We start from the raw sequence: 17231 nt of genomic DNA on the forward strand, positions 1-17231 counted from the left end.
AGGAGTCGCATCATGGCCGACTTGCGCTGCACGATTGCCGGCATTCAATCGCCGAACCCGTTCTGGCTCGCTTCCGCGCCGCCCACCGACAAGGCCTACAACGTCAACCGCGCGTTCGAGGCGGGTTGGGGCGGCGTGGTCTGGAAGACGCTCGGGCTCGACCCGCACGTCGTGAACGTGAGTTCGCGCTACGGTGCGACCACCTGGCGCGGCCAGCGCATCGCAGGCCTGAACAACATCGAGCTGATCACCGACCGGCCGCTCGACGTGAACCTCAAAGAGATCGCGCAGGTGAAGCGGGACTGGCCCGACCGCGCGCTGATCGTCTCGCTGATGGTGCCGTGCAACGAGCATGACTGGAAGTGGATCCTGCCGCAGGTGGAAGCGACCGGCGCGGACGCGGTGGAACTCAACTTCGGCTGTCCGCACGGCATGAGCGAGCGCGGCATGGGCGCAGCGGTCGGACAGGTGCCCGAGTACATCGAAATGGTCACCCGCTGGGTGAAAGAAGGCACGCGCCTGCCTTGCCTCGTGAAGCTCACGCCGAACGTCACCGACATTCGTCAGGGCGCGCGCGCGGCGATGAAGGGCGGGGCGGACGGCGTCTCGCTGATCAACACGATCAACTCGATCGTAGGCGTCGATCTCGACGTGATGGCGCCGCTGCCCACTGTGGACGGCAAGGGCACGCATGGCGGGTATTGCGGTCCCGCCGCGAAGCCGATTGCGCTGCACATGGTCGCGGAGATTGCGCGCGACCCGCAAACGCATGGCTTGCCGATCTCCGGCATCGGCGGCATTTCCGACTGGCGCGACGCCGCGGAATTCATCGTGCTGGGAGCGGGCAGCGTGCAGGTTTGCACCGCCGCGATGCACTACGGCTTCCGCATCGTCGGCGACATGATCGACGGCCTGTCCAACTGGATGGACGACAAGGGCTACGCCAGCCTCGACACGATTCGCGGCCGCGCCGTGCCGAACGTCACCGACTGGCAATACCTGAACCTCAACTACGACATCAAGGCACGCATCGATCAGGACCGCTGCATCCAGTGTGGGCTCTGCCACATCGCCTGCGAAGACACCTCGCATCAGGCGATCACCGCCATCCGCGATGGCCAGCGCCACTTCGAGGTGGTCGATGCGAACTGCGTCGGGTGCAATCTATGCATGCATGTTTGCCCGGTCGATCAATGCATCACGATGGAGCGCGTCGATTCGGGCGAGCGCTACGAGAACTGGACCACGCACCCGAACAACCCGGCGCGTGTCGCCGACCCGAAAGCCGCCTGACACGTTGAAGCCGGACCGAGCCGAACCCACGACAAGCGACGGAGAACCCACTTCATGAGCCAGCCCTTAGCCGTCGACGCCACTGCGCGCCGCGCCGAAAGCGATCTATACAACGATGACCTCGCGCCCACCGGCGTCGCGCAGCGCACATGGCGCTGGTATCACTTCGCGGCACTATGGGTGGGCATGGTGATGAACATCGCCTCGTACATGCTCGCCGCCGGCCTCACCGAGCAGGGCATGTCGCCCTGGCAGGCGGTGCTCACCGTGCTGCTCGGCAATCTGATCGTGCTCGTGCCGATGCTGCTGATCGGTCATGCGGGTACCAAGTACGGCATTCCTTATGCGGTGCTGGTGCGAGCATCGTTCGGCACCCAGGGCGCGAAGCTGCCCGCCATGCTGCGCGCCATCGTGGCGTGCGGCTGGTACGGCATTCAATCATGGCTGGGCGGCAGCGCCATCTATACGCTCGCCAACATCCTCACGCACAACGCGCTGGTGGGCAACGCAATGCCGTTTCTTGGCATTTCGATCGGGCAGGCCAGTTGCTTTCTCATCTTCTGGGTGCTGCAGCTGTACTTCATCCTGCACGGCACCGATTCGATCCGCTGGCTCGAAAGCTGGTCCGCGCCCATCAAGGTGGTGATGTGCGCAGTGCTCGTGTGGTGGGCCTGTTCGAGGGCAGGCGGAGTGGGCTCGATGCTGTCGCAATCGTCGCAGTTCGTTGCCGGCGGCAAGAAGGCGGGCCTGTTCTGGGCGACGTTCTGGCCGAGCCTCACGGCCATGGTGGGTTTCTGGGCCACGCTCGCGCTCAACATTCCCGACTTCACGCGCTTCGCAAAAACGCAAAAGGACCAGTTCGTGGGCCAGGCGATCGGCCTGCCCATTCCGATGGCATTGCTCTCGGTGGTCTCCGTGGTCGTGACGTCGGCAACGGTCGTGATTTACGGCAGGGCGATCTGGGACCCGATCGACCTCACGAGTCGCATGGAGGGCGTCGGCGTGGGCATCGCGCTCGTGATCCTCACGCTCGACACGATGTGCTGCAATCTTGCCGCGAACCTCGTCGGCCCAGCCTACGATTTTTCGAGCCTGTGGCCCAAGGGCATTTCGTACAAGACGGGCGGGCTCATCACCGCGGCCATCGCCATCGCGATGATGCCGTGGAAGATCCTCGCGACCACGCAGGGCTACATCTTCACTTGGCTGGTCGGCTATTCGGCGCTGCTTGGGCCGGTGGCCGGCATCCTGATGGTCGACTACTTTCTGGTTCGCAGCACACGCCTCGATACGACCCAGCTCTTCGAGGAAAACGGCGAATACGCGTACTCGAACGGCTGGAACCCGGCGGCCGTGATCGCGCTGATCGCCGGGGTGCTGCCGAACCTGCCGGGCTTTCTGAATGTCGCGTTCCCGAATGTGTTTGCCTCGGTGCCCGACGCGTTCAAAAGCATTTATACCTATGCGTGGTTCGTGGGGCTCGCGATTGCGGCGCTCGTCTACGGCGTGATGATGAAAGTCGGCCGGAGCCGGCGCCCGAGCGTGGCGAGCGCGTGAGCGTTTCAAGCGTCAATGTTCAACTGAAGGAGACTTGGCATCATGGCGATCCTGATTCGAGGCGGCACCGTCGTCAATGCAGACAAGAGTTGGCGTGCGGACGTGCTCTGCGAAAACGGCGTTATCCAGAGCGTCGGTGAAAACCTCGACGCGCCCGCGGGCGCGACCGTGGTCGACGCCGGCGGTCAATATGTGATGCCTGGCGGCATCGATCCGCACACGCATATGGAACTGCCCTTCATGGGCACGACCGCCAGCGACGACTTCTACACGGGCACGGCGGCGGGGCTTGCGGGCGGCACGACATCCATCATCGACTTCGTGATTCCCAACCCGAAGCAGGCGCTGATGGATGCCTTTCGCGAGTGGCGCGGCTGGGCCGAAAAAGCCGCTGCCGACTATGGCTTTCACGTGGCGGTGACGTGGTGGGATGAAAGCGTGCATCGCGACATGGGGCTGCTCGTGAACGAGCATGGCGTGTCGAGCTTCAAGCACTTCATGGCCTACAAGAACGCGATCATGGCGGACGACGAGATCCTCGTGAACAGTTTTGCCCGCTCGCTCGAACTGGGCGCGCTGCCCACCGTGCATGCGGAAAACGGCGAGCTCGTATTTCAATTGCAACGTCAGTTGCTGGCGCGCGGCTTCACGGGTCCGGAGGCGCACCCGCTGTCGCGGCCGCCTGAAGTCGAAGGCGAGGCAGCGAATCGCGCGATCCGCATCGCCCAGGTATTGGGTGTGCCGGTGTACATCGTGCATGTGTCGGCGAAAGACGCGCTCGAGGCGATCACGCGCGCGCGCAGCGAAGGTCAGCGCGTATTCGGCGAAGTGCTCGCGGGGCATCTGGTGATCGATCAGGCCGTTTATCGCGACCCGGACTGGACGCGCGCCGCCGCCCACGTGATGAGCCCCCCGTTCCGTACGCAGGAGCATCGCGACGCGCTCTGGCGCGGACTTCAGGGCGGGCTGCTGCACACCACCGCGACTGACCATTGCGTGTTCTGCGCTTCGCAGAAAGCCATGGGCCGCCATGATTTCACGAGGATCCCGAACGGTTGCGGCGGCGTTGAGGATCGCATGGCGGTGTTGTGGGATCAAGGCGTGAACACCGGCCGGCTCACGCCGAACGAGTTCGTGCGCGTCACCTCCACCAATGCCGCGCAAATCTTCAACCTCTACCCGCGCAAGGGCACGGTGGCCGTCGGTGCCGACGCCGATATCGTCGTATGGGATCCCGAGGCCACGCGCACCATCTCGGTCAAAACGCATCATCAGAACGTGGACTTCAACGTGTTCGAGGGCATGACGGTGCGCGGCGTGCCGACCCACACCGTCTCGCAAGGCGAACTCGTCTGGCTGGACGGCGACCTGCGGGCGCGGCGAGGCGCCGGACGTTACCTGAAGCGTCCCGCGAATCCCGGCTATGTGCAGGCGTCGCGCCTCGCGAGGAGCCTGAAAGAGACGCAGCCCGTGCATCGCGAGGGTGACGCACCACAATAAAAGCGGCGACGCCTTGAGGCACAGCAGGGAAGGTCCAGCGCTCGGCGCGGCAGGATTGGTGTAATGCCGGCTCTGGCGCAAATAGCGCGGGGGCGAATCGGTTAAGGTGTCGGGCTGAACGAATTGAGAACCGACGATCAGCAAGCTGATGGGGCTGGACGAACTGTTCGCCGGCCGCCACTTTGACCGCGATGTGATCATTCTGTGTGTTCGCTGGCACCTGCGCTACAAGCTTAGCCTGCGAGATCTGGTCGAAATGATGGCGGAACGGGGCGTGGCTCTGGCGCACACGACGATCCTGCGCTGGGTGCGGCGCTTTGCGCCGGAGTTCGTCAAACGGTGGAACCGCTTTGGCAGGCCCGCTGGCCAGTCGTGGCGTGTCGATGAGACCTACCTGAAGATTCGTGGTAAGTGGGTTTACCTTTATCGAGCGGTTGATCGGGCTGGCCTGACGGTTGACTTCATGCTCCGTGCAAAGCGCGACGTGGAGGCGGCACAAGCCTTTTTCAGGAAGGCGATCAAACATCAAGGCCAGCCACCAAAGACCATCACGCTTGACGGCTATGCGGCCTCGCACGGTTCGCCACGCAGTGTGACGAACATTTCATCGAGGTGCCACGTGCTACGCGGCTTGCGGTGCGCCGCTTTCGGCGCTTAAACGTTCAAATCTAGCGTGCAGCGCGGTCAAGCGTCAACCTGATCGGATACCGGGTGTGTGATTGCGCACGTAGATATCCACCTGGCATCGCGAGCGCCGCTTGCCCTTATGAGCACGCGGCTCATGGCGGCTAGAAGATCCCGTTCGCAGCAAACACCTCCCACCCCCGCAGGGTTCGCCCCTACCGCAAGTGTAGGGGGTTGACCCATCCCGGACGCCTGCACGCATCTGCAGAATTCATCTACGGGTTCAGGTCGACGGTACCCAGTGAGTGCCCCAACGTAGAGCATGACCTCCAGCGCGGTTCGCGCTGGCTGCCCACTGAACGGAGGTCATATGTTCAGCATTCCAATCTGCCGGAACGGTTTTGCAGCGCTGCTGCTGCTATTCGCGTTGCCATCATTTGCGCAGTCGTTCCGCGTGCAATGTCCAACGACGACGACGCTCCATCCGACCGCATTGCCGGCCGGTGCGGGCGAACCGGCCTACACCGGCCCGTCCGAGACGTTGATCAATCATGCTATTACGCCGACGAATAAGATCAACGGCGCTATCAAGTGCCAGCAGATCTCAGGCGGCGATGGATACGCGACGATGGGCGACGGCACGCAAACCTATATGTTCTCGTTCGGCCCGCTGTCCGGTCTTGCCGACATTCGCAACGGACTGCCCGGCACCGAGTTCGCCTCGGTGTTCAACGTCCAGGGCGATGCGAAAACCAATCCGAACTACAACGGCGCGGTCGGCCTCGTGCCCGACCCGGAATCAGTGCCACCCGGTCAGTTGACGGGTCACGTCGACCCGCGGCCGATCATGGACATCGGCGTGATGAACGGCAACATTCCCGCGCCGACCATGGCCATCGACGAGGACGACGAGTTCTTCCTGACACTCACCAACGTCGGGATGATCATGCGCCCCGACCTGTTCGAGCAGCACACGGTGCACTTTCACGGCTATCCGAACGCGTCCGCGTTCTACGACGGGGTGCCGGATGCGTCGGTGGCGATCAACATCGGTGCGAGCTTTACGTACTACTACCTCGCGCCGGATGCCGGCACTTACTTCTGGCACTGCCACATCACGCCGCCTGAGCATTTGCAGATGGGGATGGTCGGGCAGATCTACGTGCGGCCCAGGCAGAACCGCGTCAAGACGGGGACGCTCTACGCCTCGCTGCAGACGCAGCAGACCGATCCGCGCACGGCATGCGGCAGCGACATTCTGTGTTCGACGCCGCTGCCGCCGCAAAACAGCGTGATGCACGTGAATAACAAGAGCGGCACGCCGACGCTTTACGCCTACAACGATGGCGACGGTTCGACTGCTTACGACGTCGAGTATCCGATCCAGATCCACGGCTTTGATCCGAACTTCCACTTCATCGGCATGACGTTCAATCCTGAGCCATTTGTCGACATGAAGGACAAGCATTTCATGTTGAACGGCCGCAGCTATCCGGACACGGTGACGCCGGGGCCGATGCAGACTCCGGTGGCGGACGGAACGAAGCACTATTCGCAACCGCTGCCCGCACTGGTCAACATTCCGGCCGGCGGCCGTGCGCTGCTCAGAATCTCTGACCTCGACGTCACGGAGTTCCAGACGCTCGCTTCGCTGGGTATTCCGATGCACGTGATCGGCATGAATGCGCGGCTGCTGCGCGACCTGGCTGGCAACGACATGACCTACAACACCAACTCGGTCACCCTGGGCGGCGGCGAGTCGGTCGACGTGATTCTCGACGCGAGCGATACGACCAAGTACGCGCCGGGCTCGGTCTATTACCTGTACACGCCGAACCTCGATCACCTGTCCAACGACGCCGAGAACTTCGGCGGGTTAATGACCGAGGTCCATATCTGCCACTCGGTGGACCCGACCACGAAGTCCTGCTCCTAGGAGAAATACCGTGGCTATTTTCGTCAACGCAAGGGGGATCGCCATGCGTGCGTACCCCGCATGCCTGGCGCGATTGGCACGCTACGCGCGATTCGGCGCCGCGTTGCTGGCGGCACTGATTTGCCTGCATGCGCAGGCCGCCGCGCCGGGCATCACCGGAACGACGTTCAATCTGAGCGCCGAGGCGAACCGTATCAGTCAACCGGACGGTTCGAGCATTTACGCGTGGGGTTACGGGTGCCGCACGGCGCCCGCGGGATTCTCGCCAGCGGGCATTGCGGGCGCGAACTGTCCCAGCATGCAGGTTCCGGGGCCGACACTGATCGTCAAACAGGGCGACGTCGTAACGGTCACGCTTACCAACAACCTGCCGGCCGCCGCGGGCAATACCTCGATCCTGTTTCCGGGCTTCCAGGTATGCGCCGCGGCGCTGAATCCGGACGGCACCTGTCCGGCGACGCAGACCGGCGTGCCGGGTGTGCTGACACGCGAGGCGACCCACGGCAATACGGTCACCTACAGCTTCGTGGCTGCGACGCCGGGAACGCATAGCTACTACAGTGGCACGCAAGGCGATCTGCAGATCGAAATGGGCTTGTCCGGCGCGCTGATCGTGTTGCCGACCAGCTCGCCCGGGACCCTCGCGGTGCCGACGGGCTGCCGCGCCGTATCCTCGACGCTGCCCGACGGACAGCCCGATTACCGGAATGCCGCGGCGGCCTACAACCACAGCGCGACCTGCTACGACCGCGAGTATCTGTTCCAGTTTTCCGAAATGGATCCGCGCATTCACTCGCAGGCGGAACAGCAGGCGGCCAAAGCGTGCACCCAGTCCACCGGTTGTATGACCGTCGAAACCGAGCCCTATCACCCGGCCTATTTCCTGATCAACGGGCGCTCCATGCCTGATGACATGGACCCGAACTACGCGCCGCAATATCCGAATCAGCCGTACAACGGCAATCCGCACATGCATCCCGGCGAACTGGTGCTGCTGCGGGTGATCGGCACGGGGCGCTGGCAGCATCCGTTCCACGAACACGGCAATCACGTGCGCGTGCTGGCGCGCGACGGCAACCTGCTGCTCAGCAAGACGGATGCGACCAAGCTCGCCGGCCCCTTGCTGTTCACGACCACGACCACGCCGGGCCTCGCGATGGACGGCATCTTCTACTGGACCGGCAAAGGCCTGAATTGGGACGTGTACGGACACAAGCCGGGCGATGGCAGCGTCTGCATTCCGGATGCGAACGGCTACTACACCGCTGACCCGAAAGCGCCGAATTACTACGAGTGGTGCGCCGATCACAACAAGGCGCTGGAAGCTCATCCATTTGGCAACGTGGGCAGCGGCGGTCCGGTCACCTTGCCGGATGCGCGTGTGCTGACCAACGGCGCCTGGTTCGGTGGCAGTCCCTATCTCGGGCCCGACGCCACGGCACGAGCGACCGCTTACAACGGAACGACGCCGCCCAGCGGCACGGTTGCTAACTCACCGTCTGCGGAAGCCGGCTTCGCCTACATGTGGCACTCACACAATGAACGCGAGATCACCACGAACAACATTTTCCCTGGCGGAATGATGATGATGATGCTCGTGGATCCACAAGCTTTCACGATCAACGAAGGCAATTAGAGGCGGGGAGAAACGCGATGAGATCCACCCATTTCAAAGGGACGCTCCTCGGTCTGATCAAGGCGGGCGTCGCCGCAACGATTGTGCTCACGGCGAGCGGCATGGCCTGCGCCCAAAGCGTCAGTCTGACGGCGCAGGCCTCGACGATTGCGCTTCCCGACGGACAGGTCGTGCCGATGTGGGGTTACGCCTGTTCAGCGGCGGCGACGGCGCCCGCCACATGCGCGGCGTCGAATGCGGGCGCGGGCGCAAACTGGTCGCCTGTCGTGATCACGGTGCCGCCCGGCTCGCTGACCATCAATCTCACGAACAGTCTGCCGGGGTCGATACCGACTTCGCTTGTCGTGGTCGGCCAACTCGGTGTCGGCCAAGGCACGACGGCGACGAGCACGGCAAGCCCGGTGCATGCGACGCAAACCGCGACCACCTGGCCGATCGCCAGCAGCGCGAGCGGCGCGAGTTTCACGCCGCCCGCCCAGCCGCCGCGTGTGCAGTCGTTCGCCAACGAAGTGACGCATGGAAAGACGACCTCCCTGACCTGGAACAATCTCAGCCCCGGCACTTACCTGATCGAGTCGGGCACGCATCCGTCCATTCAAGGGCCGATGGGCCTGTACGGCGTACTGGTGGTCAGAACGCCGGCCAATGGCTCGACGCGCGCGCTGGCCTATCCCGGCGTCAGCTATGACGCGGACGTGCCGCTCGTGCTAAGCGAAATCGATCCGGTGCAGAACGCCGCCGTGGCATCGGCGGTGACGACGTCCGGCTTCAGCGAAACCACAGTCTGGTCCGGTCAGCCGAACGGTTGCGGCAATCCGTCGTCGTCGACGTATGGCACCTGCTATCCGCCGGCGGTGAACTACGACCCGCGCTATTACCTGATCAACGGCATCGCGTTCGACCGCAACAACGCGGCCGGTTCGACCTTTGCGGCTGCAGCGCCGGCCTCGACGGGGCTCGTGCTGCTGCGCTTCGTCAATGCCGGGCTGCGCATGCACGTGCCGTCCGTGGTGGGCGCGCAAACCGGCAACCCGGCGATGTCCGGCTTGTCGCTGCTGGCGGAAGACGGCAACGTTTTGCCGGGCAATCTGCGGGTTCAGTCGGAGGTGTTCCTCGCTGCCGGCAAAACCTATGACGTGCTGATGAATGCGCCTGCAACGGGCGCACTCGCGTTGCCTGTGTTCGATCGCGAGTTGAGCCTGTCCACCAATAATCAACGCGATGGGGGCATGCAGGGGTATATCAGCGTGAACGGTGGCGCAACGCCGGTGTCGACGGCTGCCAACACCGGCGCCGTGGCCAACCCCGACAAGTATTTCCTCGTGCCCGGCAACACCCTGAGCGTGGCCGATCCCGCACGCGGCGTGATCGCCAACGATGTGGGCGTCTCCGGCGTGCAGGTCAAGACCCCGCCGACAGGCGGCGTGCTCACGCTGAATCAGAACGGCACCTTCACGTATGTGCCGAACAGCGGCACGACGTCGGACAGCTTCGTCTATCAGGCGAACGGCAATCCCGCGCTGACAGCGCTAGTGACACTGGCGCCCTGCACGGCAAGTTCTCATTGCCTGTCCGGCGCACCCGTTGCTCAGGCCGACTCGTACACCAGCAATATCGCTTCGCTCCTGCACATCGGCGCACCGGGCGTGCTCGCCAACGACACTGACCCGTCTGGCCTGCCGCTCACCGCGACCTTGTCGGGTGCGGTAACGGGCGGCACCGTCACGCTGAACGCCGATGGTTCGTTCAACGCCGTACCGTCGGTGCCGCCGAAGGGCAGCTCGACAGCCACGGTCACGTTCCACTACAAGGCGGTCAATTCGCAGAACACGGCTAGCGCACCCGCAACGGTCACCGTGAAGTTCAACGGCGGCAGCGGACTCGCCGTGGCGGTTAAGGACGCGCCGACCGGCACGTTGATCAAGGACTATCGCTGGATCATCGAGGAGGACCGCACGTTCCAGATCGACCCCGCCTGCCAGGTGAACGGCGCCGGGCGTCCGGCTACCTGTCCGCCGTTGCCGGTGCCGAGTCTCGGCACCAGTTTCCATACCAGCTACATGCCGGTGATCGCGTCGGGCTGCGTGGGAACCGTATCGTGCGAGTCCGGGCAGACGGTGCTCGATCCGTCCAGCAACTCGCATCTGCCGGCCGTGTGCGACGTCGGCAACGGAGTATGCCGCACGGACGCGGCGCAACAGACTCCGGTCGATCCGGCGCAAGTCGCGCTCGATCCAACCAGGCATTACTACATTTCGATCCTGCCGGGCGACGCGGGCAACACGTTCTCGCAAGGCTCCGGCACGCCGCAACCGGGGCCGAACGGTACGCAACGGCAATTCGACATCTCGAAGGACTGCCCGTCCGGTCCGGGCGGCGCGGACTTCGCGCCCGGTACCGGCAAATGCGGTCACGCAATGGGCGGCGCGCCGATCGCAGCTGCGCAAACGGCAGTGAACGTGCTGTTGCAACAGACCCCGCTGCAGACCGCGAAAATCTCGGTGTTCGTGTTTGAAGATGACGCGCCGGTCAACGGCGAAGTGGACGTGAGCGGCGGTACGGACGCATTCGGCACGGCGCGCGAACCGGGCCTCGGCGGCTTCGAAATCAAACTCTTCGACGACGCGGGCGGCACGGGCGACCCGACCGGGCAGATGAGCTACGACATGTTCAACATGCCGCTGTCCAACTCGCTGGCCGGAATGAAGGACCCGGCCACCGGTCTCGACGCTTGCCCGATCTCGAAGACGACACATGACGGCATCGTCGGCATGATCCCGACATGCCCGAAATTCGAGTCCGACGGCAAGACACTGTCGCCGCTGGTGGGCCAGGCGATCATCGCCAATCTGATGCCGGGGCGCTATGGTGTGCAAGCGTACCCTGCGGCCGACCGTATCGGACGCGGTGAAGAGTGGCTGCAGACCAACACGCTCGACGGCCAGAAAGCTCACGATGCGTTCATCAAAGTCGGCGGCCCGGCGTACTTCCAGGAATTCGGGCCAGCGGGTTTTCACGTGACGATCGGCTTTGCAAATCCGAAGATCATCAATGCGCGACTGCCTGCTCTTTGCAAAGGCGTGACCTGCAACAACGGCATCAAAGGCCGGATTACCAACCTGCACTACAGCCGGCCGCCTAATGAAAACCTCTATGGCGCCGGCTCGCGCGACTCGCTCAGCTTCACGCAGTGTTATGTGAGCGTCGGCGATCCGGACGGCGAGGATGTTGCGTTCACCAAGTGCGCGGCCGACGGCTCGTTCAGCGTGAGCGGCTTGCCCGACGGCACGTACAGAATCACGGTGTTCGATCAGTGGAACGATCAGATCGTCGACGGGCTGGCGACGGCCGCAGCGGTGAAGGGCGGACAGACGGCGAACGTCGGCGAGCTGTCAGTGCTTCAATGGCACACCAATCTGTACACGCGAACCTTCCTCGATACCAATGGCAATGGCGTGTCGGATGCCAGCAAGCCCGGTGTCGCGCTCGTACCCACCACCATCCGGTTCCGCGACGGCAGCTATTCGAACTTCAATACCACCGACCTGAACGGCTATGCGTCGTTCAACGAAGTATTCCCGCTGTTCAACTGGTACATCGCCGAGACCGATACGACGCGCTACAAGCAGACCGGCGTCCATGCGGTCTACGATGCGGGCGGTCCGCCGGATGGCACGCCCGGCGGCGGCACCTCGACCATTGCGGCTCACTACGCCAACACCAAGGAATCCGCGACGTCGCACCTGCCAACCAACCTGCGCTTTCCCGGCTCGGTGTATTGCAACGACGCGGACTGCAACGATCGCTCAGGCACCAATCCATCGACGGGACGGATCGATCCGCCATGGGTGACGACCATGGGCTGGCAAGGCTTCTCCGGTCAGAGCTCGTTCATCGAATTCGGCAAGGCGCCGTTCGGCCCGACCGAAAACGGCGGCATTCACGGCGAAGTAGTCTATGCGTCGACACGGCCGTTCGACGACCCGGCCCAGCTCGTCCACACGAGCTGGACGCCGAACGTGCCGAACGTCACCGTGAACCTCTATCAGGAGAACGTTGCCGCGGACGGCACCCAGAGCCTCGCGCTCGTGGATACGACCAAAACCAGCAGTTGGGACGACTGGGCGCAGGGCTTCCGCTCGGACGGCGTGCCGAACATGAACTGTCCGGGCCAGGAAACCACGGACCCGTTCTTCTTCACGCTGAAAAACTCGAAGCAGTGGCTCGATTCCCAGCAGCGCGCGTTGCCGGCAAACTCGCAATTCAAGTGTTATGACGGCATGCACGCGTTCAACCAGTTGCAGCCCGCGCCGTATGACGGGATGTATCAGTTCCCGAGCGTGACGGGCCGCAACCCGACCACCGGCAAGCCGACCGGCACGAACTGCTCGATCTGCGTGACCAACCCGTCCGGCGACGGCACGAAGATGCTGCCCGCAGGCAAGTACGTGGTCGAAGTCATCGTCCCGCCGGGTTATGAACTCGTGAAGGAGGAGGACAAGAACATCCTGATCGGCGATAACTACATCGCGCCGGTGACGCAACAGTTCGGCAGTCTCGGCAACATCTTCATCCTGCCCGACCAGGCGGCGGTGAATTCGAGCTACAACGCCAACAATGCGCAGAACCCGACCACGGATCTCGGCATGCAGCCTCGCAACGAAGAGGTCACCGGCGTCATTCAACCTGCCTGGCCGTGCGTGGGCGCGCTGCGGATCGTGCCCGACTACATCAGCCTGTTCCCCGGTTCGCAGGAAGTCGCACCGTTCGCGGGCGCGTCCCGGCATCTGTGCGACCGCAAGGAAGTCACGCTGACCAACCAGATGTCGGCGGTCGCGAAGTTCTGGGTGTTCAGCTCCACGCATGTCGCCGCTCACTTCACGGGCTTCATGCTGGATGACTTCTCGTCGGAATTCGACCCGTACTCGCCGCAGTTCGGTGAAAAGTTCGCGGTGCCGAACGTGCCGGTTTCGCTGAAGGACTTTGCCGGCAACGAAGTGTCGCGTGTGTATTCGGATCAGTGGGGCATCTTCAACGGCCTGAACTATTCGACGTGGCAAGTGAATCCGCCGAACCCGACGGGTTACGCGCCGACCATGATGGTGGCCTGCATGAACGATCCCGACATGCCCGATCCGGCGCATCCCGGCCAGACGAAACGCGATCCGCTCTATAACCCGGCGTACAGCCAGTTCTGCTACGAGATTCCGTTCATGCCCGGCCAGACGCAGTACATGGATACCCCGGTCGTGCCGGTCCAGGCGTTCGCGGACGGCTACAACCAGCCCGACTGCGCGTATCCCGACGCGACCCCGGCCGTCTCGACGGTGACCGGCGACTCGAGCGGCGGCGGGGCGGGTCCGTGGGTCAGTGCGGCCGGCCATGCGCTGACGATCAAATCGCTCGGCGACCAGACCGTGGTCAACCATGCCTATACAGGACCGGCCGCGACCACGGCGCCGTATAACCAGAAGTTCGTCACGCGTCACTATGGCTTCGGGGCCGCGCAGGGCACGGGCACCGTGACGATTGGCGGTGTCGTCGCGCCGGTGACCTCGTGGAGCGACACGCAGATCACGGTGACGGTGCCGAACCTGAGCGCGGCGCAATCGAGCTGCACGATCCAGCAGCGTGGCGTCAACACGACGACGCGTTGCGGTGAACTGTCGATTACGGCCGGCAACGGCAAGAAGTCGATCGATACCGTCACGGTCACGATCGGCGGCAAGGCGCCGACGTATGTGGCTGGCGAGAACGGCACGAGCAACGCCATTCAGAAGGCCATCGATAGTGCAACCCCGGGTGACATGATCATCGTCGGACCCGGCGTCTACAACGAGATGCTGTTGATGTGGAAGCCGGTTCGTCTGCAAGGCGTCGGCGCGAGTTCCGTGACGGTCAACGCGAATCCCCACCCGTCCGGCAAGATGGACCCGTGGCGCAGACAGGTCGACTGCCTGTTCGGCGTGGCGCTAAACGGTGGGCTGATCAGCTCCGGCAACCCGTACGACCCGACCGGAAAGTACTCGTGCAGCACCGCGATGCAACGAAAAGTGGATGCGATTCCGCTGGAACCGACGATAGGCTGGGACAACACGCTCAACGGCAACCTCGGCGAACTGCTGATCGAACCCACGCTGATGGGTGCCTACGAAGGCGCCGCCATCACGGTGCTCGCCAAGGGCGTGCGCGACGTGAACAACGCGGCAGATCCGAACTGCACGGCCAACGGCATCTGCACGCCGCTCACCAGCAGCAACACGGATTGCACTCAGTACCCCAGCAACTTCCTGTGCAATCCGTCGCGGGTGGACGGCATGACCTTCACGAATAGCTCGCAAGGCGGGGGCGGGATCTTCCTGCACGGCTGGAACCACTACACGGAGGTGTCGAACAACCGCGTGTCGAGCAACGCCGGAACGCTCACGGGCGGCATCACGATCGGCCAGGTCGAAGTGCCGGACGGCACGATCGCGGCGAACGGCATCACGCAGTTGCCGTTCGCGTACAACACCCATGTGAACGTGCACCACAACGCGGTGACCGCGAACGCATCGTATGGCGATGAAATCAACTCGACGACGCCTTCGTCCGCAGCCGGTGTGACGTTCTGCTCGGGCGCCGACAACTATCACTTCAACTACAACTGGGTGTGCGGCAATATCAGCAGCGGCGACGGCGGCGGCATCGCTCACTTCGGCTTCAGCTACAACGGCGACATCTCGCACAACTGGGTGATCTTCAACCAGAGCAACAACCCGACGTTGCCCACGTACGGCGGCGGCATCATCGCCCAGGGCGTGCCGCCGGACGGCACCTTCTGTGAAAACTCGACGGTCGACATCGACTGCGCGCCGCAGCTTTCCGACGGCGTCGGCCCGGGCCTCGTGATCGATGGCAACCTGATTGTCGGCAATACCGCGGAAAGCGGTAAAGGCGGCGGTCTGCGCTTGCAGAACATCAACGGCACGGACGTGCAGCGCAGTCCGAACAACCGCAACGCGTGGCACGACGTTAGCGTGATCAACAACATCATCGCGAACAACGTGGCGGGCTGGTCGGGTGGTGGCGTGTCGCTGCAGGACGCGGTGCGGGTGAGCTTCGTCAATAACACGGTGATCTCGAACGATTCGACTTCGTCGGCCGGCGTGCTGTTCAACACGGCGCTGGCTGCACAGGCGAACGTCGGGCCGCCGAACTGCACGACGGTGGGCGCCGAAACGACCTGCAGCCCGATCACGACATCCACGTTCCAACCGTCGGGTCTCGAGGTCGCGCGGCATACGTCGAACTTCATCAGTGCGTTCACGAGCCCGAACGTGGTGTGTCCTGGCAACCTGCCGAACTGCACGAGGTTCTCCAACCCGGTGCTGACGAACAACGTGTTCTGGCAAAACCGCTCGTTCTATATCACCGTGGCTGGACTCAATCCGAACATTCCGGGCCTGCAGAACACGGTCGCACTGAACCCGACGCTGAACCAGTCGGGCCAGAAGACCGGGTATTGCGATCCGCATGCGATGTATTGGGACATCGGCGCGTATGGCGATGTGAAGCCCTCGACTCACGAGTCGGGGGTGACGCTGGCCCCGCAGTATTCGATCCTGACCGATGCCGGCGATTACCCGAACGCGCACAACAGCGGTGCGAATCCGAACGTGGTCAGCCAGTACTGCAACGGTTCGCGTGTGCCGCCTGAAGGTGGCGGTAACGGCTTTGCGGTGCCTCCGGGGATTGCCGACACGGTGCTGCCGAATCCGCTCTTCAGCCTGCTGCCCTCGGCCACGCCGGATGAAGGCAACAACTGGATCAACATGTCGTACGGGCCGCTGTCGCTGTTCAACGCGACGATCCCGTCGGGCACCGCCGGCTACGGCGTGCCGCTCGGCAACTATGCGATCCAGTCGAATTCGCCGGCGGTCAACGCAGCCACGCCGGTTGGTGCGCCGAACCACGACTTCTTCGGCACGGCCCGCCCGCAAAACGGGGGGGTCGATATCGGCGCGGTCGAGTTGCCGCGCACGGGTGGACTTGCCGGTCTCGCTGGGCTGGTGACAGGAAGCAATCTGTCGTTCGGTCCCGCAGGGCTCGACCAGTTGCTGAACGTCATCAACGACGCGACTCAGGTGCAAAGTACCCTGACGGGAGCCTTGCCATGAAACACCCATTGTCGTCGGCGTGGCGCAGAGCATCGCTGCTATCGGGAGTTTGTCTGGCCGCGACCATGCTGGATGCAGCCGCGGCGCAGCAAAACCCGGCGGCCGCGACTTCGGCAGGGGCGTCGCCGTATATGCCGGTGAAAGTGCCGCAGCACGCGCAGCAGCTGTATCAAATGATGCATGGCGTCGACAACCTGAGCGTGCGGCGCACCGCCTCCGGCAATCTGCTGCGCTTCAGCTATCGGGTCACCGACCCGGCGGTCGCGCAGTTACTCGGCGACAAGAACTCGACGCCGTATCTGTATGGCGAGAGAAGTCATGCATTGCTCGAAGTGCCGGTGATGGACACGATCGGCCAGCTTCGCCAGACCGGTCCGCAGGAGGTCGGCCAGCAATACTGGGTGGTGTTCTCCAACAAAGGCAACCTGATCAGGGCAGGCGATCGCGTCAACGTGCTGATCGGCACGTTTCATATCGATGGACTGGTGGTCGAATGATCGCGTCAGCGATCCGCGAAGAAAGGGAG

At 63.5% G+C, this 17231-nt stretch carries 7 protein-coding genes and 2 pseudogenes; 8 read left to right on the plus strand and 1 reads right to left on the minus strand.

All coding sequences use genetic code 11. The features are described from left to right. The first annotated feature begins 12 nt into the window (after positions 1–12). The 4 genes and pseudogenes from preA to QFZ94_RS40060 form a co-directional block, all read left to right on the plus strand. A complete protein-coding gene (gene preA, locus QFZ94_RS40045; protein ID WP_410848424.1) occupies positions 13–1293 on the plus strand; it encodes an NAD-dependent dihydropyrimidine dehydrogenase subunit PreA in 1281 nt (426 codons plus the stop codon). 54 nt (positions 1294–1347) lie between these two features. Next, positions 1348–2850: an NCS1 family nucleobase:cation symporter-1 gene (locus QFZ94_RS40050; RefSeq protein WP_429463492.1), complete on the plus strand. Its 1503-nt coding sequence runs from the start codon at positions 1348–1350 to the stop codon at positions 2848–2850. Positions 2851–2892: 42 nt separating this feature from the next. Next, positions 2893–4350 carry a dihydropyrimidinase gene (hydA, locus tag QFZ94_RS40055; RefSeq protein WP_429463494.1) on the plus strand — a complete coding sequence of 486 codons (1458 nt, stop codon included), beginning with the start codon at positions 2893–2895 and terminating at the stop codon, positions 4348–4350. A 148-nt stretch (positions 4351–4498) separates the two neighbouring features. Then, positions 4499–4945, plus strand: a pseudogene (locus tag QFZ94_RS40060) (IS6 family transposase); the annotation flags it as partial. On the opposite strand, the pseudogene QFZ94_RS40065 reads toward QFZ94_RS40060, so the two are convergent. Beyond that, positions 4927–4998: pseudogene (locus QFZ94_RS40065) on the minus strand (IS6 family transposase); the annotation flags it as partial. The pseudogenes QFZ94_RS40060 and QFZ94_RS40065 overlap by 19 nt on opposite strands. A gap of 346 nt (positions 4999–5344) precedes the next feature. Here QFZ94_RS40065 and QFZ94_RS40070 point away from each other — a divergent pair. The 4 genes from QFZ94_RS40070 to QFZ94_RS40085 are packed head-to-tail and all read left to right on the plus strand — an operon-like array spanning position 5345 to position 17202. After that, positions 5345–6910 (plus strand): multicopper oxidase domain-containing protein, encoded by a 1566-nt coding sequence (locus tag QFZ94_RS40070; RefSeq protein WP_368581524.1) that lies wholly within the window; start codon positions 5345–5347, stop codon positions 6908–6910. A gap of 43 nt (positions 6911–6953) precedes the next feature. Continuing rightward, positions 6954–8546 (plus strand): multicopper oxidase domain-containing protein, encoded by a 1593-nt coding sequence (locus tag QFZ94_RS40075; RefSeq protein WP_368581692.1) that lies wholly within the window; start codon positions 6954–6956, stop codon positions 8544–8546. 17 nt (positions 8547–8563) lie between these two features. Further along, entirely contained in the window at positions 8564–16705 is an 8142-nt protein-coding gene (locus QFZ94_RS40080) for an Ig-like domain-containing protein (protein ID WP_429463496.1), read from the plus strand. Then, positions 16702–17202 (plus strand): hypothetical protein, encoded by a 501-nt coding sequence (locus QFZ94_RS40085; protein WP_368581526.1) that lies wholly within the window; start codon positions 16702–16704, stop codon positions 17200–17202. The genes QFZ94_RS40080 and QFZ94_RS40085 overlap by 4 nt, the downstream gene beginning before the upstream one ends. The last annotated feature ends 29 nt before the right edge of the window (positions 17203–17231 follow it).

It is taken from the genome of Paraburkholderia sp. JPY465 (genome assembly GCF_050436725.1).
Taxonomy (GTDB): domain Bacteria; phylum Pseudomonadota; class Gammaproteobacteria; order Burkholderiales; family Burkholderiaceae; genus Paraburkholderia; species Paraburkholderia youngii.